The sequence below is a fragment of the Streptomyces hesseae genome (assembly GCF_031845785.1).
Lineage (GTDB): Bacteria > Actinomycetota > Actinomycetes > Streptomycetales > Streptomycetaceae > Streptomyces > Streptomyces hesseae.
The window spans coordinates 31,406-49,487 of sequence record NZ_JAVRFI010000012.1 but is presented as its reverse complement, the minus strand read 5'-3'; the positions used below and the strand labels follow the sequence as shown (position 1 = coordinate 49,487).

13 protein-coding genes are annotated in these 18,082 nt (G+C 73.3%); 3 read left to right on the top strand and 10 right to left on the bottom strand.

The annotated features are described in order from the left end of the window. Positions 1 to 21 precede the first annotated feature (21 nt). Complete coding sequence (locus tag RM609_RS19310; protein WP_311612501.1) at positions 22 to 3,516, bottom strand: DNA polymerase III subunit alpha; 3,495 nt, start codon at positions 3,514 to 3,516, stop codon at positions 22 to 24. 169 nt (positions 3,517 to 3,685) lie between these two features. Between RM609_RS19310 and RM609_RS19305 the strand changes: the two genes are divergently transcribed. Together RM609_RS19305 and RM609_RS19300 are read left to right on the top strand one after the other, a co-directional pair. Then, a complete protein-coding gene (locus tag RM609_RS19305) occupies positions 3,686 to 4,720 on the top strand; it encodes a YhgE/Pip domain-containing protein (protein ID WP_311612499.1) in 1,035 nt (344 codons plus the stop codon). A 498-nt stretch (positions 4,721 to 5,218) separates the two neighbouring features. Beyond that, positions 5,219 to 5,668, top strand: coding sequence for a subtilase-type protease inhibitor (locus RM609_RS19300; protein ID WP_311612498.1), 450 nt, complete (start codon positions 5,219 to 5,221; stop codon positions 5,666 to 5,668). An 86-nt stretch (positions 5,669 to 5,754) separates the two neighbouring features. Here the strand turns inward: RM609_RS19300 and RM609_RS19295 are convergent, their stop codons facing one another. The 8 genes from RM609_RS19295 to RM609_RS19260 all read right to left on the bottom strand — a co-directional run bounded on the left by RM609_RS19295 (position 5,755) and on the right by RM609_RS19260 (position 16,078). Next, positions 5,755 to 6,795 (bottom strand): S1 family peptidase, encoded by a 1,041-nt coding sequence (locus tag RM609_RS19295; RefSeq protein ID WP_311612497.1) that lies wholly within the window; start codon positions 6,793 to 6,795, stop codon positions 5,755 to 5,757. Positions 6,796 to 7,051: 256 nt separating this feature from the next. After that, a complete protein-coding gene (locus tag RM609_RS19290) occupies positions 7,052 to 7,954 on the bottom strand; it encodes a slipin family protein (RefSeq protein ID WP_311612496.1) in 903 nt (300 codons plus the stop codon). Positions 7,955 to 8,135: 181 nt separating this feature from the next. Further along, positions 8,136 to 9,056, bottom strand: a complete 921-nt coding sequence (locus RM609_RS19285; protein WP_311612494.1) for a S1 family peptidase — start codon at positions 9,054 to 9,056, stop codon at positions 8,136 to 8,138. A 261-nt stretch (positions 9,057 to 9,317) separates the two neighbouring features. Continuing rightward, on the bottom strand, positions 9,318 to 10,112 hold the full coding sequence (locus tag RM609_RS19280; RefSeq protein ID WP_311612492.1) for a DUF1684 domain-containing protein: 795 nt from the start codon (positions 10,110 to 10,112) through the stop codon (positions 9,318 to 9,320). A 5-nt stretch (positions 10,113 to 10,117) separates the two neighbouring features. Continuing rightward, a complete protein-coding gene (locus RM609_RS19275) occupies positions 10,118 to 11,398 on the bottom strand; it encodes an NtaA/DmoA family FMN-dependent monooxygenase (RefSeq protein WP_438828486.1) in 1,281 nt (426 codons plus the stop codon). A gap of 17 nt (positions 11,399 to 11,415) precedes the next feature. Beyond that, complete coding sequence (locus RM609_RS19270) at positions 11,416 to 12,465, bottom strand: LLM class flavin-dependent oxidoreductase (protein ID WP_311612489.1); 1,050 nt, start codon at positions 12,463 to 12,465, stop codon at positions 11,416 to 11,418. 87 nt (positions 12,466 to 12,552) lie between these two features. After that, a complete protein-coding gene (locus RM609_RS19265) occupies positions 12,553 to 14,418 on the bottom strand; it encodes an FAD/NAD(P)-binding protein (RefSeq protein WP_311612488.1) in 1,866 nt (621 codons plus the stop codon). A gap of 415 nt (positions 14,419 to 14,833) precedes the next feature. Further along, on the bottom strand, positions 14,834 to 16,078 hold the full coding sequence (locus RM609_RS19260; RefSeq protein WP_311612486.1) for a DUF5685 family protein: 1,245 nt from the start codon (positions 16,076 to 16,078) through the stop codon (positions 14,834 to 14,836). A gap of 275 nt (positions 16,079 to 16,353) precedes the next feature. On the opposite strand from RM609_RS19260, the gene RM609_RS19255 reads away from it, so the two are divergent. Next, complete coding sequence (locus RM609_RS19255) at positions 16,354 to 16,797, top strand: cell division protein SepF (RefSeq protein WP_311612485.1); 444 nt, start codon at positions 16,354 to 16,356, stop codon at positions 16,795 to 16,797. Between the two features lie 84 nt (positions 16,798 to 16,881). On the opposite strand, the gene RM609_RS19250 is transcribed toward RM609_RS19255, so the two are convergent. Beyond that, entirely contained in the window at positions 16,882 to 18,048 is a 1,167-nt protein-coding gene (locus tag RM609_RS19250; RefSeq protein ID WP_311612484.1) for an acyl-CoA dehydrogenase family protein, read from the bottom strand. Positions 18,049 to 18,082: the final 34 nt, after the last annotated feature.

The window sequence follows — 18,082 nt, the reverse complement described above, 5'->3', positions numbered from 1 at the left end:
CCGGGGAAAGCCAACGCTCGGTCATCGCCCCGCGCTCCCCGGACTCGCATGCCACAACTTCCGCCCCGTGGCAGCCCCTTCACCCGCAGGCTGCAAATCCGCCCACGGGTGCAACCCGTACCCCGTCGACAGCCGGATCCGCCGGGAAACCGGCGCATCCGCACCCGGAACCGCTGCCGCGAGAACGGCCGCGACCGCCCCCAGCCCGCCCTCCGCCCGCAACCCCGCCAGCTCCGCCAGGTCCCACGCCGCCGCCCCCACCACGCTCAGGCTGCGCGGCCCGCGCCGCTGGACGACGCCCCGGACGAGCAGCAGCCAGGAGTGGAAGACGACGTGCGCGCACGCCGCGTGGCTGTCGTCGAAGAAGGCGCAGTCGACCAGGCCCGTGCCGTCGTCGAGGGTCGTGAAGACGACCCGCCGCCCCGACCGCACCGGAGGTGTCTGCGTGGCGGCCTTGGCGCCCGCGACCAGGACGGTCTCGCCGTGGCGGGCGTCGCGCAGCCGGCGGGCCGGGATGGCGCTCAGCTCGGCCAGGAAGGCCCGGTGATCGGTCATCAGATGTCGGGAGGCGTCCATGCCGAGCACGGACAGCTCGGCGCCGAGCCGTTCGGCCGCGTCCAGGTCGGGCAGGCCGGCGGGCTCGGTCCGGGCGCTGTCGATCAGCGTGGGCTGGGCGGCGGGCACCCGTCGCCGCCCGCGGTGGAGCTCGGCGATGTGCAGCAGCAGGTCCCGGCGGTTGGCGCCGAAGGCGTCCAGCGCCCCGACCCGCGCCAGCCGTTCGGCCACGGGCCGCCTCGGGCGGGCGCGCTGCCACAGGTCCTGGAGCGAGGTGTACGGGCGCCCGTCGGCGATCCGGCGGGCCTCGGCCTCGCCGATGCCCTGCACGTCGGAGAGCGAGAGCCGCACCCCGAAGACCCCATCGGACACCAGTTCGATCGAATAGGCCGTTCCCGACCGGTTGACGTCCAGCGGCAGGATCGGCACCCCGCGCCGCCGCGCGTCGGCGAGCAGCAGCCGCTTGGGGTACATCCCGGGGTCGTGGGTGAGCAGCCCGGCGTAGAAGGCCGCCGGGTGGTGGGCCTTGAGCCAGGCCGACTGGTAGGTCGGCACGGCGAAGGCGACGGCGTGCGCCTTGCAGAAGCCGTAGCTGCCGAACGCCTCGACGATCTCCCAGGTGCGGCGGACGGCGTCCGGCGCGTAGCCGCGCGCGGCCGCCCGCTCCGCGAACCAGGCCCGTATCCGGCCGAGCAGCGCCGGGTCGGACAGCGCGCGGCGCGTCTCGTCGGCCTCGTCACGGCCGCAGCCGGTCATGATCCGCAGGATCTCGATGACCTGTTCGTGGAAGACGACCACGCCATGGGTCTCGGCCAGCGCCTCCTTCAGGTCCGGGTGGGGGTAGCGCGCGGGGGCGCGGCCGTGGCGGGCCTCGATGAAGGGCCGGACCATGTCGGCGGCGACCGGGCCGGGGCGGAAGAGCGAGATGTCGACGACGAGGTCGTGGAAGTTCTCCGGCTGGAGCCTGCCGACGAGGTCCCGCTGGCCGGGGGACTCGATCTGGAAGCAGCCGAGGGTCTCGGTGGAGCGGATCAGCTCGTATGTCTTCCGGTCGCCGGGCGGCACCTGGGCGGGGTCGTCGAGGTCGAGGCGGCGCCCGGTGGCCCGTTCGAGCTCCCCGACGGCGTGGGCCATGGCGGACTGCATCCGCACGCCCAGTACGTCGAGTTTGAGCAGGCCCAGGTCCTCCACGTCGTCCTTGTCGAACTGCGACATCGCGAACCCCTCGCCGCTGGTGGGCACGACGGGGGTGCGGGCGCGCAGCGAGGCGTCCGAGAGCAGCACTCCGCACGGGTGCATGGCGACGCCGCGCGGCAGCGCGTCCAGCGCCTCGACCAGCTCCCACAGCCGGGTGTTCCCGGGCCCGTGGGGCCCGGCGGCGACCTCGCGCAGCTCGGGCAGTTCGGCGAGCGCGGCGCGGGCGTCCCGGGCGCGGATGTGCGGGAAGGACTTGGCGAGCCGGTCGACGACGGCCGGTGCCATGCCGAGGGCGGTGCCCACGTCCCGTACGGCGTGCCGGACGCGGTAGGTCTCGGGCATGGCGACGGTGGCGACGCGCTCCGCGCCGAAGCGGTCGAAGATCGCGCGGTAGACCTCCAGGCGGCGGGCGGACTCGACGTCGATGTCGATGTCGGGAAGCGCGGTCCGCCGCGTGGACAGGAAGCGCTCCATCAGCAGGCCGTGGGCGACGGGGTCGGCGTGGGCGATGCCGAGCAGGTGGTTGACGAGGGAGCCTGCGCCGGAGCCCCGGGCCGTGACCCGGATGCCGAGGGCGCGGGTGTCGTCGACGACCTGGGCGACGGTGAGGAAGTACGAGGCGAGGCCGCGCCGGTCGACGACGCGCAGCTCGTCCTCCAGCCGGTCCCAGTAGCGGCGGTCGCGGTCGTGTCCACGCAGCACCATGGCGGCGGCGCAGCGGGAGCGCAGCACCCGGGCGGCGGTGCGGGGGCCGACGCCGACGAGGTGGGGCTCGGGGAAGTGGACGGAGCCCAGGCCCAGGTGGTCCTCGGGGTCGACGAGGCACTCGGCCGCGGTGTCCTCGGTCGTGGCGAGCAGCCGGCGCGCGGCGTCCCGGCGGAGGCCGGCGGCCTCCGCGATCCGCGTGGCGGCGGCCGTCATGGCGGCCGGGTCCTTGAGCCAGCGTTCGCCGCTGTCGAGGGTCTCGGGCCGGCGGCGGTCGACGGGCACCAGCCGGCGGGCGGAGTCCAGGACGTCGGCGACGGGCCCCTGGCCGGGGTCGGCGTAGCGGACGGCGTTGCTGAGGACGGCGCGTACGCCCTGGTCGGCGGCGAAGCCGACGGTACGGGCGGCGAGCCGCAGCGAGCCGGGGCCGGTGCCGGTGCGGCTGTGCCAGACGGCCTCCAGCCGCAGCCCGTCACCGAACATTTCGCGCCAGGGCCGCAGCAGTCGTGCGGCGCGGTCGGGGCGTCCGGCGGCGAGCGCGCGGCCGATCTCGGAGTCCGGTCCGAGCAGGACGGTCAGCGGGGCGGTCAGGGCGCCGCCGAGGCCGGCGGCGGCAGCGGCCAGGTCCGGCCACGACAGCCCGGGGCGGCCGGTGCCGGGCCCGGTGCCTCCGGCGTGGGCGGCGGAGACCAGCCCGCAGAGCGCGGCCCAGGCGGGCGCGCCGTCGCGGGCGAGGAAGACCGCGCGGGGCGCGGACTCGTCGACGAAGGCGCCGCCGCGGTCGGGGGCGCGGTGGCGCACGGTGGGACCGTCGGCGGGCGGCGGCGCGGAGACGGCCAGGTCCACGCCGAACAGCGGGCGCACCCCGGCTCCGGCCGCGGCCTTGGCGAACCGGACGGCGCCGGCGAGGCTGTCGCGGTCGGTGAGGGCGAGGGCGTCCATGCCGCGCTCGGCGGCCCGTTCGGCCAGCCGCTCGGGGTGCGCCGCCCCGTAGCGCGCCGAGAAGCCGGACGCGACGCGCAGGTGTGTGAACCCGGAGGTCGCCCGGAACGCCGCCATCGCACCTCCCTGCCGCTCGCGATCACCCTCCCCCTTGGCCGATTCTTTTCGCCCCTCCCGCTCTCCACCATAAACCAACTCTCGAACATTCGTACGAACGCGCTGGGGGGTGTCACCCGGCCGGCCCTCACCGCCTGCGCCCACCGCCCGGAGCCCGCAGGCTCGGGGCATGGCCAGCACCCCCGGCGGCGGCGCCCGCTTCGTCCAGGAGGTCCGGGATGCCGTGACGGGCCGGGCGGCGGTCCTGGTGATCGGCGCGCTGGTGCTCCAGCTCGCGTTCGTCGCCTCCTATGTCGGCGCCTTCCACAGCCCGAAGCCCAAGGACATCGCGGTCGGCGTGGTCGCGCCCGGGCCGCTCGGCGACCAGCTGGTGAAGAAGCTCGACGCGCTCCCCGGCCACCCCCTGGACCCGCGCACGGTCCCCGACGAGGCGCGGGCCCGTGCGGAGATCGGCGCACGGGACCTGGACGCGGCCCTGCTCGTCCAGCCGCGCGGCACCACCGACACCCTGCTCGTCGCCGGGGGCGCGGGCGCCTCGCTCGCCCAGGCCGCCGAAGCGGTCCTCACCCGCGCCGAACGGGCCGAGGGCCGTGCCCTGCGGGTCGTCGACACCGCCCCGGCCGCCGCCGGCGACGCCCGCGGCCTCAGCGCGTTCTACCTGGTCGTGGGCTGGTGCGTGGGCGGCTATCTGTGCGCCGCGATCCTCGCCATCAGCGCGGGCGCCCGCCCCGCGAACCTCCACCGGGCCGTCATCCGGCTGGCCGCGCTCGCGCTCTACGCGCTGGCCGCGGGCCTGCTCGGCACGGTGATCGCGGGCCCGGTCCTGGGCGCGCTGCCGGGCGGGATCCTCGGCCTGTGGGGGCTGGGCGCGCTGGTCGTCTTCGCCGTCGGGTCCCTGACGCTGGCCCTCCAAGGGCTGGTGGGCATCGTCGGCATCGGGCTGGCGATCGGCATCGTCGTGGTCCTGGGCAACCCCAGCGCGGGCGGGGCCTACCCCTACCCCCTGCTGCCGCCCTTCTGGCGGGCCATCGGCCCGGCCCTCCCACCGGGCGCGGGCACCTGGTCGGCCCGCTCCCTGGCCTACTTCCGGGGCAACGCGCTGACCGGCCCGCTGCTGGTGCTCTCCGCGTGGGCCGTGGCGGGCACGGCGGTCACCCTGCTCTCCGCCACGCTCCGGCGCGGGCGCGAGGTCCCGACCGACTGACGGCCCGCTCCGCGAGGAGCGCGAGGGCCGTGAGAACCGACAGACCGAACGGTCGGTCTGAGTGGTCTTCGGCCATTGCTGCGACGCTCCAGAGTCGGCGCGGCCGCCGCGCGGTCACCGGGCGAGCCTCTTTTCGGCCGGGCCGCGAGGGCCTCCCGGAGCGACCCGAAAGACATTGGATCCAATGGTTCGAGGGGTAGAAATTCGAGCCTTCAAAGGCTCTCCCGGCATTATGTCAATGAAAACAAGGCATCCTCGCTGGTCAACATTCCTGAAACATTAAATCCCTCCATATCCCGCCAATCCGGACTCGCTTCTCCATCCAGCACTCCCGTGGCGCCACCAGGGAGACCCACCTCGCGCAGGATCCGGCCACCCGGAACCGCTACACAGGGTTTTCGCTCGACGACTGAAAGTGCTCGTTCGAGGTGCGTTCATGCGCGAGTTGGGCCAGACTGCCGTCCGTTATCTGCACCGACGAACAAGGGAGTGTTCGGAATGCGGTACATCACTGGGGGAATCGCGCTGGGAGCGGCGCTCGCGCTGGGCGGCCTGGCGGGAGCGGGCACAACGGCGACCGCCTCGCCCTCGCCCATACCCGCGGCGCAGACGCAGAGTCTGTACGCGCCCTCAGCGCTCGTACTCACCATCGGCCAGGGCGACTCGGCGGCGACCTCGGGCGTTCAGCGCGCGGTGACGCTCACCTGTACGCCGAAGGCCGGCGGCACCCACCCGGACACCCGCGGTGCCTGTGCCCAACTGCGCCTCAACGACGGTGACTTCGACAAGATCGTGAAGATCAAGGAAGGCGTCGCGTGTACGCGGGAGTGGAACCCCTCCACCGTCACCGCGGAAGGCGTCTGGGACGGCCGTAGGGTCAGCTTCGAGCACACGTTCGCCAACCCGTGCGAACTGAAGTCGGGCAAGGGCTCGGTCTTCGAGTTCTGAGCCGGACCCGACCGGAACGCGTCCTCGCGCGAAGCGGCCCCCGGACACCGTGGAGGTGTGTCCGGGGGCCGCGGTCCGTGGCGGGGTCAGCCGATGGCCGCCCCGGTGGCAGCCAGTGCTTCCGGCACCGGCTGGTAGTACGTCTTCGCACCCGGGAGCTTGCAGTCCCCGCTGCCGCCCGAGGTCAGGCCGACCGCCGCGTCACCGTCGTAGAGGGGCCCGCCGCTGTCACCGGGCTCGGCGCACACCGTGGTCTCGATCAGCCCGGTGACCTGGCCCTCCTGATAGTTGACGGTCGCGTCGAGGCCCGTGACCCGCCCGCCGCGCACCCCGGTGGTGGAGCCGCTGCGCCGCACGGACTCGCCGTTGTACGCGGGCGCGGCACGGGTGATGGACTGCGTCAGACCGCCGCCGAGGGTGACCGCGCTGGAGTGCTCGACACCGGGCACGTATTTCGCGAGGGAGTAGTCATGGCCGGGGAAGACGGACGTCTCGGTGGTGGCGATCACCGGCCCGCCCCGCTGCGCCGCCCAGTTCGCCACGACATTGCCGCAGTGCCCGGCGGTCAGCAGATAGGGCTGCCCGCCCTTGACGACGTTGAAGCCCAGCGAACAGCGGGCGGACCCACCCCAGATCGCGTCACCGCCGGCGATCATCCGGGTGAGCCTGGTGCTGATTCTCCGTACGGTCACGGTGTCGCCGAGTTTCGAGGTGACCGCGTTCAGCCGGGTGAGCCTGTCCCCCGTGACCGTGTTGTCGGCCGTCACCACGACCCGGTTGACTCTGGGATCCGTCACCCACGCGGTGCCGGGGATCGCCGCCCGGTCGTTCAGCATCTGCCGGGTCGCGTCCAGCCGCGCCTGGGAGAACCGGGCCTGCCGGGGCAGCGCGCCCGCCGCCCGGACGATCTCCTCGGCGTCCCGTCCGAGGACGTTGACCACGAGCCGCCCGGATCCCTCGTCGTAGTACGACCCCGCGGCCGTCAGCGCGGTGAGCCCCGCGAGGGCGGTGGGGACGACCGGACCCGGCGAGGCCTGGGCCTGCTGCGGTACGAGCGTCACCACGGCGAGGGCGGCGGCCGCCACCCCGGCCAGGACGGCGCGGACGGACACCCGACGGTTCTTCAACTCGGCACCTCCAGTGGGGGGTTGAGCCCAGGGTCGGGATGCGGACCGGGCTCGGAGGACGAACGACACAGCCGCACCCCCCGGAGGAGGTCGCGTCCATGCCAAGTTGGTCCGTCGAGTGTCCCCACCGGGCGAGGGAGTGCACAAGGGCGAATTTCAGAAGCGCGAATTTCCATGCGCGCGCCCCTTCTTGTCCTCAGGCGCCGGACGGGCTGTTCAGCCCGTCCGGCGCCTGAGGACAAGAAGGGGTCCGGGGCTACACCTGTCCGATACCCGCCTCCCCCTCACCGGATTCCGGAGCACCAGGCGGCATCTCCGGCACATCCGGCACACCCGAAACCTCCGGCGCAGCCGGCTGGGCAAGCGGACCCTCCAGGTCCTCCGAAGCCGAAGCGGCGGGCGCCCCCGCCCGCTCCAGGAACCGCAGCAGCTCCACCGGGAACGGCAGCACCAGCGTCGAGTTCTTCTCCGCCGCCACCGCCACGATCGTCTGGAGCAGCCGGAGTTGCAGGGCCGCGGGCTGCGCGGCCATCGTGCCCGCCGCCTCCGCGAGCTTCTTCGACGCCAGCAGTTCCGCGTCCGCGTTGATCACCCGGGCCCGGCGCTCGCGCTCGGCCTCCGCCTGGCGCGACATCGAGCGCTTCATCGTCTCCGGCAGGGAGACGTCCTTGATCTCGACCCGGTCGATCTGCACGCCCCAGCCGATGGCCGGGCTGTCGAGCATCAGCTCCAGCCCCTGGTTGAGCTTCTCCCTGTTGGAGAGCAGATCGTCCAGGTCGCTCTTGCCGATGATCGAGCGCAGCGAGGTCTGGGCCATCTGCGAGACGGCGAAGCGGTAGTCCTCGACCGCGATCACGGCTTCCGCGGGGTTGACGACCTTGAAATAGACGACCGCGTCCACCCGGACGGTGACATTGTCGCGGGTGATGCCCTCCTGTGCAGGGATGGGCATCGTGACGATCTGCATGTTCACCTTGCGCAGCCGGTCGACGCCCGGAATGATCATGGTGTATCCCGGTTGCCGGACTTCCGGGAGCAGCCGGCCCAGTCGCAGCACGATGCCGCGCTCGTACTGCTTGACCACCCGGGACGCCGCGGCCGCGTACACCGCCCCGGCCGACCCGGCGGCCACTGCCGCCGCCACGAGGTCTTCGAGCATCACGACCCCCTGCCGTTACCGTCGGGAGATACATATCCACGGTATGCCCGCGCCCGGGCGTGGTCGAGCCCCCGGCCCAGGGGGCCGGGGGCTCCTGTGCTGCCGGCCGCAGGCGTGGGGAAGGGCGGAGCGCGCTCGCGGTCAGGCGTATGGAGGGGCGCCCGCGCGGGCGCCCGGCGGGTCAGAAGACGCTCACCCCGTAGGCGCCGAGCGCCTTGGTGACCGGCTGGAAGAAGGTCGTACCGCCGGAGGAGCAGTTGCCGCTGCCGCCGGAGGTGAGGCCGAGGGCGGTGGAGCCGGCGAAGAGCGCGCCGCCGCTGTCGCCCGGCTCCGCGCAGACATCGGTCTTGATCAGGCCGCGGACGACCTGGCCGTTGCCGTAGTTGACCGTGGCGTTCAGGCCGGTGACGGTGCCGCCGTGCACCCCGGTCGTGGAGCCGCTGCGCTGGACGCGCTGTCCGACGGTGGCGTTGCCGGCGGTGGTGATGCGCTGCGATCCGCCGTTGTAGAGGTCGACCGCGCTGGGGTGCGGGATCGTGCCGTTGGTGTACTGGACGATGCCGTAGTCGTTGCCCGGGAAGCTGGTGCCGGTGGTGGGGCCGATGCTCGTGGTGTGGCTGGAGTTGGTGTAGTACTGCGGCTTGCCCTGGGTGCAGTGGCCGGCGGTCAGGAAGTAGTAGGTGTTGCCCTTGCGTACGTTGAAGCCGACCGAGCAGCGCCAGGTCGGCGCGTAGATCGCGTCGCCGCCGGCGAGCAGCTTCCGGAAGGTGCCCGGGGTGCGTTCGACGCGTATCGCGTCGGCGTCGTCCCCGGCCGAGCGTCTGATGCCGGCTATGGCCTCGTCGGAAACCGTGGAGTCGGCGGTGACCACGACGGATCCGGCGGCCCGGTCGACGACCCACGCGGTGCCGGGGACGTCGGCGGACTCCACGGCCGCGCTTAACGAGGCCAGCCGGGCGGTCGAGGGGGCGGCCACGGCGCCGGGCTCGGCCCGGGCGACGCCTGTGACGAGGGCGGAAGCGGCCAGGAGTCCGGTCGTCACGGCCAGGACCCTGATGTGTCCGGCGGTACCGCTGCGGGGGGTGGTGCGCTTGATCCTCACGTTCTTCCTCCCGAGGGGGGGTCGGGGATCCACGTGGTGGGCGCGGACCCGTGAGGCGCAGCCAAAAGGCACACCGGATTCCGCTTTCGCCGTGCCCCTGACAAGCGCTGCTCGGGAGTATTCGGGCCATGGACGGCATGGCGCAAGGGCTCCTTTCGGACGCGCCCCCGCGCGCCACAAAGCGCCCCGGCGGCTCTCCGGCCGCCGGGGCCATTGCCCGGTCCTACCCGGCTACGGCTCCTGAACAGACGCTGTGACGCATCAACGCGTGAGGAGGTTCCGCTCCCCCGCCGGGACGTCGAAGGGCAGCCGGTTGCCCGGCGGCGGGAAGGGGCAGATGAAGTGGTCGGCGAAGGCGCACGGCGGCAGCAGCGCCCGGTTGAAGTCGACGGTCAGCCGCCCCTGGGCGTCCGGGGCCCCGGGCTTGAGAAAACGGAAGCGATAGCTGGAGACGTCGCTGGTGCCGTCGGCGAAGACGGCCCACAGCGAGCCGTCGGCCTCCGCCGAGACCCGTAGCGCGTGCTCCTCCCCGCCCTTGACGAAGGCCAGTTCACCGGCGACGCCCAGGCCGCGCGTTCGCCCGTCGGCGTTCTCCACCGCGACCGTCCGGTCACGGTCGTACGGGCGGAACACCCCGGGCAGCACCCAGCTCCCGTCGTACTCGAAGGCGTCGATCCCGGCGAACGCCCGGCGGCCCGGGGAAGCCGGGTCGAACACCCGGACCGCCCACAGCCCTTCGCGCCGTATGACCACCAGCTTCCGCTCCCCGTGGGCGACCCGGGCCGCGCCCGGTCCGGCGTCGGCGGTGAGCACCGTCCCGCCCTCGAACGGCCGCCCGTCCAGGGCGAGCCCGTCGCCGGCGGTCGCGGTCAGCAGGACGCCCGAGCCGCCCGGGGCCTCGGTCCAGTGCCCGGGAGTGTCCGGGATTCGCCCCTCCGAAAGCCCGGAGAGCCAGTACGTCCCGGTCAGGGCGAGCGGGCCGTAAGGGGTCGAGACCACCTCGGCACGCTCCTCGCGCCACTCTTTCCACCGCTGTCGCGCGTCACTCGTGCTCATGGCCGTCAACCTTTCCATACGGGCAGCGGAAGCCCGAGGTGTTCCCGGAGTGTCGACCCCGTGTACTCCTCACGGAACGCGCCACGTTCCTGGAGCAGGGGGACGACCCGCTCGACGAAGTCGTCGAGCCCGCCGGGGGTGAGATGGGGGACGAGGATGAAGCCGTCCGCGGCCTCCTCGGTGACGAACTCGTCCATCCGCGCCGCGACTTGACGCGGGGTGCCGATGAAGGACTGCCGCCCGGTCGCCTCGATCACGGTCTGCCGGATGGACAGGCCCTTGGCCTCCGCCAGGGCGCGCCACTTCGCGGCGACGGCGAACGGATCGCCCAGCGGCACCCGGCCCTGGGTCAGCCGTCCCTCCGGGTCGGGGTCGACGCCGGGCAGCGGGCCGTCGGGGTCGTAGCCGGACAGGTCCCGGCCCCAGATCTGTTCCAGGGTGAGGATCGCGGTCTGCGGGGAGACCTGCTGCTCGCGGATGAGGTCCGCTCTCTCCTGCGCCTCGGCGGCGGTGTCGCCCAGCACGAAGGTCACCCCGGGCATGATCTTCAGGTCCTCGGGCCGCCGCCCGTACGCCGCCAGCCGCCGTTTGACGTCCGTGTAGAAGGCGCGGCCCGCCTCCAGGGTGCCGTGCCGGGTGAAGACGACGTCGGCGGCGGACGCGGCGAACTCCCGGCCGTCCTCGGAGTCCCCCGCCTGGATCACCACGGGGTGGCCCTGCGGGCTCCGGGGCACGTCGAAGGTCCCGGCGACGGAGAAGTGCCGCCCGTGGTGGGCGAAGGGACGCGGGGTGCCGTCAGGGGTCCAGGAGTCCCAGAGCTCCCTGGCCGTGGCGACGAACTCGGCGGCCCGGGTGTAGCGGTCGGCGCGGTCGAGGTAGCCGCCGCGCCGGAAGTTCTCGCCGGTGAAGGCGTCGGAGGAGGTGACGACGTTCCAGGCCGCGCGCCCGCCGCTGAGGTGGTCGAGGGAGGCGAGGCGCCGGGCGAGCTCGTAGGGCTCGTTGAAGGTGGCGTTGACGGTGGCGGCGAGGCCCAGCCGTTCGGTGACGGCGGCCAGCGCGTTCAGCACGGTGATCGACTCGGGCCGGCCGACGACGTCCAGGTCGTGCAGCCGCCCCTTGTGCTCGCGCAGCCGCAGCCCCTCGGCGAGGAAGAAGAAGTCGAAGAGCCCGCGCTCGGCGACGCGCGCGAGGTGCTCGAAGGAGGCGAAGTCGATCTGGCTGCCCGCCCTCGGATCCGCCCAGACGGTGGTGTTGTTGACGCCGGGGAAGTGCGCGGCGAGGTGCATCGGCTTGCTGCGCGCGGTCATGCGGTCTCCCTGACGGTGGCGTAGCGGTTGGCGGGGCGGGCCAGACACAGGTGCTCGCGGAGGGTGGAGCCGGGATAGAAGCCGCGCAGCAGGCCCCGGTGCTGGAGTACGGGCACGGTGCCGTCGACGAGCAGCGCGAGGTCCCGGTCGGGGTCCCGGGGCCGGAAGTGGAAGCCGTCGGCGACGCCGTCGGTGTACCAGCGGTCGACGAGGTCGGCGAGCGCGACCGCGTCGGCGGCCGCGTGCAGCGCGACCGGCAGCGAGGCGAGCACGACGAGCCGGCCGGCGCGGCCGCCGGGGTCGCGGTCGTGGGCCCGGGCGCGCTGGCGTAACTCGCCGCGAGCGGCGCGGACGGTGTGCCCGGCCCGGGGGTCGTCGAGGTTCCCGACGCGGACGTAGGCGACGTCCGCGTGGCGGGCGGCGGTGGCCTGGGCGGCCGGTGCGGTGGCGTCGACGGCGATCACGGGCCGGCCCTGTGGGGGCCGGGGCACGATGGAGGGGCCGCGCACGCTGAAGCCGGGGCCCTCGAAGTCGACGTGGTGGAGCTTGTCGCGGTCGACGAAGCGCCCGGTGGGGACGTCCCGTATCTCGGCGTCGTCCTCCCAGCTGTCCCACAGCCGGGCGACGACGTCGGCGACCGCCTCGGCCTCCCGCCAGGCGGCCCAGGCGTCCGGCGCGTCACGCCGCCCGAAGACGGCCGCCTCGCGGTCGTCCGTGGACACCCCGACGGTCCAGCCGGCGCGGCCCCGGCTCGCCCAGTCGAGGGTGGCCAGGGCGGAGGAGACGTGGAACGGCTCGGTGTGCGTGGTGGTGACGGTGGGCACGAGCCCGATCCGCTCCGTGGCGGGCGCGACCCGGGCGAGCACGGCGAGCGCGTCGAGCCGCCCCCGCCCCCGCCCGGGCGGGCCGAACGAGTCGCCGAGCGTGACGAAGTCGAACCGCCCCCGCTCGGCGAGCCGGGCGGCCTCGGCGTACGGCTCGGCGGCGTAGGTACCGGGCCGGTCGAGCGCGACGGCGAGATGAAGCGGACGAGTGGGTTCAGGCATAGGGGATTCCCTCCAAGAGGTTGTGGGCAGTCGTGCCGCAGGGGCGGCACGGGTGGGCACAACCGGCCCGCAGGACACGAACCGGCCTCAGCGCAGAAGCCGTAACAAGGCCCGCGCGGCAGCGTCGTTCTGCCGGAACGCCGGCGCGTTCGTTCCGGGCCGCGCGAACGCCCCGGACAACCGCGCGTCCGTATGCGGACCGAGAGCGAACCGCCGCCGGTGCGGCGCCCCGTCGGTCCCGAGGACCCGCCCGTCCTCGGGACTGACCGCGAGCAGCCCGGCGGGGGTGCTCCGCACCTCTCCCCGCAGCTCCCGCAGCAGCGGGTCGCGCGACCGGTCGACGGACGGCTCCGGCAGCCGGGCCTCCACCAGCGCCCGCGCCTCGACGGCGAGGCCGGGCGCGCTCACGCTCCGCGCCCGGAACACCCCGCGCTCCGCGTCCGTCCCGAAGGCCGTGTCCGCCCCGAGGAAGCGGACGACGCCCGCGCGGGAGAGCGCGAGCAGTTGCCGCAGCCGGGGGCCGGGCGGCCCGGAGGCGAGATAGCTGAAGAAGCCGTGCCACTCGGTGCCGATGTCGCCGAGCCCGGCGAGCTGCCCGTAGACGGAGAGCAGTCCGAGGAAGACGGCGAGGTCCGGGCTGTGGCAGGGGTTGTGGCGCCGGGCGAGGTCGGCCTCGATGTGGGCGCGCAGGCCCTCCTGGAGCGCCTCCCCGTCGGGGAAGCGCAGTCCGGCGAGCGGGCGGTCGAGCATCGCCAGGTCGAGCCGGTCGGCCGGGTCGGGCACGGACGAGGAGACCAGCGCGTCGAGTTCGGCGCTGCCGGGGGCGCAGACAGCGTACTTCTCCTCGAAGACGTGCCAGTCGACGGCCGTCCGGGCCGGGTGGGCGGCGAACAGCCGGTGGTAGTGGGCGAAGCCGAGTTCCTTCTCCACCAGCGGCAGGATGTCGCGGTGGTAGTCGAGCGGGCCGGGGCGGGCGCGCAGCTCCTCGATCTCGGCGGGGCCCAGGAAGCGGGGCAGCGGTGGGTGTTCGCCGTGCAGGCGGTAGCCGAGCTTGGCGCGGTACGGGACGCCGCGCCGGGACCCGACGTGGAGCACGGGCTCGCGCCCGGAGGGGTGGTAGGTGAGCGCACCCCTGTCGTCGGCGGTGAAGCGTCCTCCTCTGCCCTCGGTCAGCAGGGCCATGAGGTCGATGAAGGCGAGGCCGAGGCCGCGTACGAGGACGGGCTCGCCGGGGCGCAGGGCGGCCAGGTCGCTGTCGGCGGTGAACTCGGGCGGCAGATAGGTCAGTCCGTGGTCCGTGGCGAAGGAGGCGAGGGCCCGCTGTTCCGGGCCGGGGCCGGCGTCGAGGTGGCCGAGGGCGAGGACGACGGCGTCGGCGAGGAGCGGCCGGTTCCGGCCCTCCAGCCACACCCGCTGCCGGCCGTCGCGGGGCCCGGAGAGCCGTACGGCGCGGCGGCGGTGCTCGTGGACGGTGATCCCGGCCGGCAGGGTGGCGACGGCGCGGTCGTACACCCAGGACAGATAGGCGCTCTGGAGTCGTCGGCCGGCGAAGCTCCGGGGCGTCAGCGCCCGGGCCTCGGCGGCCGTTCCGGGATCGAGGTGGATCGTTTCCGCACCGTCGCGGACGCGGGCCGCCCACTCGGCGAGCGAGGGGCCGTGGCGCACCGGGCCCACGCACTCGACGGAGTCGTCGGTGTACATCGTGACGTCCTCGGCCATGGAGTTCATCCACAGCAGCGGGGACTGGTCGTGCCGCCAGATCCGGCCGCCGCCCGGCGGGTACGGGTCGACGAGGTGGAGGTCGAGGCGGGCGCCCCCGAGGAGTTCGGGGGCGTTGGCGGCGATGCGCTCGACGAGACCGGTGCCGCGCGGGCCCGCGCCGACGACGACGAGGGAGGGGACGGGGCCCCGGTCATGGGTGGGGAGGGAGGACGGGCGCGGGTGCGCGGGCATGCGAAGGCTCCGTGGATGCGGTGATCGAACACGGGATGGTGCTGCCTTCACCCGGCCGCGCCCCTCAGCACGACCGGACGTCGAGGCTAAGCCGGGGCCTCGGTCCGCTGTCAACCTTGTCCAGAATGGCGTCCGCAGTGTGGACAGCCCGTCTCAACTCGGTTGACGGGACAACCGGATGGCTGTTCCACTTATGTCATGCGTCCTCGGCAGCGGCTCGTCACCCGCGACCACATCGACTTCGGCCGGGTGTGGTCCGCCTCCTGTCCGCGCTGACCGCGCGCCGTCGTACCGCCGAGACACGACGCGCGCCGTGGCGCCCGCGCGCCCCGGCGCCCGCTGCCTTCACCAGCGCGGCAGTTGAGCCGCACCCTCCCCTCGCACGTCCACGCACCGGACCCTTGCGCCGTGTGGCTCAGCAGTCACAGCCACAGTCGCAGCCGTCACAGCAGTCGCAACCATCGCTGCACTTGCTGCAACAGTCACAGCAATCGCAGCAGCTACTGCAGTCGCCACAATCACCGCAATCGCAGTTGTCACAGCACTTGGCGCACCAGCCCTCACGCGGCCGACCGTCCCAGGGGTCCCGGTAGGGGTCCTTGCAGCAGACCTGACCGGTGCAGAACATGCCGGTCCAGACCGCGCAGCCGGCGATCAGCCCGCGCCGCCGGCGGCCGCCCCTCGGCGGCTCCGGCGGGGCGGTCGGCGGCATCATGGGCGGCGCCCCGAACGCGCCCTCGGGCGCGGTGTGTCCATGGGAGTGCTCGTGTCCGTGGGTCGCGCAGCCGCCGGTCGCGAACGCCCGGTCCACGGACCGTTCCAGCTCGTGCGCCAGCAGGAGGTGCGCCAGCTTGCCCTGGGACTTGCTCCCGAACTCCACGTCGCGCAGCGCCAGCCGCACCCCGCGTACCGCGTCGTCGCACAGCCGCCGTGCCTCGTCGAGGCCGGTGCCGGTGGCGGCGATGGGGTTCCAGGACCCGGTGCGGGCGTCCTCCTCCAGGTCCTCGACGGCGTCGAGGAGATGGGCGAGCCGCCCGAAGAGCCGGCCCGCCTCCTCCAGGGCCGGGCTGTTGCCGGGCCGTCCCGCGAGCACGGCCGTATACCCGAAGGCCATGGCGGTGGCCGTCTCGGTGGGCTCGGTGACCTCCAGCAGCGGGGTGCCCGGACCGGCCAGCGCCTCGATGCCCGCCTGCCGTTCGACCGCGTCGACCAGAACGGCCGTGTCGAAGCCGAGTTCCGCCCCCGTACGGGCACCCGCCCCTTCCCACCGGGCGGCGATGCCCCGTGCGGCCGCCGCGACCGGACGGCGCGCCAACAGCCCGTCACCGTCGGCGACATGGTCGCGCATCTTCGCCGAGGCCAGGACGAGCGAGACCGTGGCGGCCAGCCGGGCGCCCTCCCCCTGGGCCACGGACGCGGAGCGCATCCCGCGCAACGGACAGGGCCCGGCCGTGCGCCGCCAGGAGCCGGACTCCCCGGTCCCCGTGGACTGCGCCTCGACCAGCACCGATATGACGAGACCGTCATAATTGGTTGCTATTCGGGCGAATTGCCCGTGATCGCCTCTCAACGCCAGACAAAGGCCGCAGAGATGTGCCATCCACTCCGCTCGCATGCGTTCTGAGAGTCTGTGACGGCAGGGCTTGATGATCCCGAACAAAACGTGTCCCCGTGTGTGGTGTCGATGTGCCCGGGCATCCTAGTCAGCGGGGACAATCGAGCTGGGCCGGAGGCCGTCCACTCCGGTCCATGCCGCATATGCCCAGGTCCGGCGCCTAAGGTCGGCTCATAGGAGTTTCTGACGCACCGCCACCCACTTTGCACCAGATGCGTCACGAAATCCCCGCATGGCCGCCATCCACTTGGCACATCATCCGCATCATGGACGACCATAGAGGAGCGGGCGGAACACACCGCGTGTGAGAGGAGGCGTCCATGGGATCGGTGCGCAAGGCGAGTGCGTGGCTTGGCCTCGTCGACGACAGCGATGACGAGCGCTACTACGGGGGCTACGAAGAGGACTCGGACGAGGGGACCGAGCCCGGCGACTCCTGGGTGACCAACCCCAAGGTCCGCGTGGCCGACGAGGTCGCACAGGAGCAGGGCACCCGTATCGCCACGGTCACCCCGGACGGCTTCCGGGACGCCCGGGGCATCGGCGAGCTGTTCCGGGAGGGCGTACCGGTCATCGTCAACCTCACGGGCATGGAGCCCAGCGACGCCAAGCGGGTGGTGGACTTCGCGGCCGGGTTGACCTTCGGCCTCCGGGGCTCGATCGAGCGCGTGGCCAACAGGGTGTTCCTGCTCACCCCCGCCGACTACAAGGTCGTCAGCGGGGAGGGCGGCCGCGGGCAGGGTGGCTTCTTCAATCAGAGCTGATGCGGGACGTGGGGGCAGCGGCCGGGGGTCCGGGGGTTGCCCCCGGGACAGCACAGCAACCAGAGCTGACGCTGGGACAGGTGCTCACCGGAACGCGTCGAGGCCGGTGAGCGCCTTGCCCAGCACCAGCTGGTGCATCTCCACGGTGCCCTCGTAAGTCAGCACCGACTCCAGATTCGTCGCGTGGCGCATCACGGGGTACTCGAGCGAGATCCCGTTGGCGCCCAGGATCGTGCGGGCGGTGCGGCAGATCTCGATCGCCTCCCGCACGTTGTTCAGCTTCCCGAAGCTCACCTGCTCCGGCCGCAGCCGCCCCGCGTCCATCCGCCGTCCCAGATGATGGGCCAGCAGTACGCCCTTGTGGAGCTCCAGCGCCATGTCGGCCAGCTTGGCCTGGGTGAGCTGGAAGCCGCCGATGGGCCTGCCGAACTGCTCGCGCGTGCGCGAGTAGTCCAGCGCCGTCTCGAAACAGGTGCGCGCGGCGCCCATCGCGCCCCACACGATGCCGTACCGGGCGTGGTTCAGACAGCCGAGCGGGCCGCCCAGCCCCTTCGCCCCCGGCAGCACTGCGTCGGCGGGCAGCCGCACCTCGTCCAGGACCAGCTCACTGGTGACGGAGGCGCGCAGCGACCACTTGTGCTTGATCTCCGGGGCGGAGAAGCCGGGGCTGTCGGTGGGGACGACGAATCCCCTGATGCCCTCGTCCGTCCGGGCCCAGACGACCGCGACCCCGGCCACCGAGCCATTGGTGATCCACATCTTCCGGCCCGTCAGCACCCAGTCGCCGCCGGCGTCGCGCTTGGCGTACGTCCGCATCCCGCCCGGGTCCGAGCCGTGGTCGGGCTCGGTCAGCCCGAAACAGCCGATGATCTCGCCGGCCGCCATCCCGGGCAGCCAGCGCAGCTTCTGCTCCTCGGAGCCGAAGCGGTGGATGGCGTACATCGCGAGGGAACCCTGCACGGAGACGAGGGAACGGATGCCGGAGTCGGCCGCCTCCACCTCCAGGCAGGCCAGCCCGTACTGGACGGCGCTCGCGCCCGCGCAGCCGTAGCCGGTGAGCTGCATGCCCAGGGCACCCATGGCGCCCAGCTCCCGGGCGAGTTCGCGCACGGGGACCTCGCCGCTCTCGTACCACTGCGCGATGTGCGGCAGCACTCGGTCGCGCGTCCAGCGGCGGATGGTGTCCCGGACGGCACGGTCGTCGTCGGTGAGCAGGTCGTCGATGCCGAGCGGATCATGGGGGTCGAACACGGGTCAGCCTCCGGCTCGGTTCAGGGTGATCATC

What these genes read in the sequence shown, in the direction of transcription:
- RM609_RS19255 (WP_311612485.1), top strand. Translation starts at nt 16,354, where the DNA reads ATGGGATCGGTGCGCAAGGCGAGTGCGTGGCTTGGCCTCGTCGACGAC.
- RM609_RS19305 (WP_311612499.1), top strand. Translation starts at nt 3,686, where the DNA reads ATGGCCAGCACCCCCGGCGGCGGCGCCCGCTTCGTCCAGGAGGTCCGG.
- RM609_RS19290 (WP_311612496.1), bottom strand. Translation starts at nt 7,954, where the DNA reads ATGCTCGAAGACCTCGTGGCGGCGGCAGTGGCCGCCGGGTCGGCCGGG.
- RM609_RS19265 (WP_311612488.1), bottom strand. Translation starts at nt 14,418, where the DNA reads ATGCCCGCGCACCCGCGCCCGTCCTCCCTCCCCACCCATGACCGGGGC.
- RM609_RS19310 (WP_311612501.1), bottom strand. Translation starts at nt 3,516, where the DNA reads ATGGCGGCGTTCCGGGCGACCTCCGGGTTCACACACCTGCGCGTCGCG.
- RM609_RS19300 (WP_311612498.1), top strand. Translation starts at nt 5,219, where the DNA reads ATGCGGTACATCACTGGGGGAATCGCGCTGGGAGCGGCGCTCGCGCTG.
- RM609_RS19270 (WP_311612489.1), bottom strand. Translation starts at nt 12,465, where the DNA reads ATGCCTGAACCCACTCGTCCGCTTCATCTCGCCGTCGCGCTCGACCGG.
- RM609_RS19280 (WP_311612492.1), bottom strand. Translation starts at nt 10,112, where the DNA reads ATGAGCACGAGTGACGCGCGACAGCGGTGGAAAGAGTGGCGCGAGGAG.
- RM609_RS19275 (WP_438828486.1), bottom strand. Translation starts at nt 11,398, where the DNA reads ATGCACCTCGCCGCGCACTTCCCCGGCGTCAACAACACCACCGTCTGG.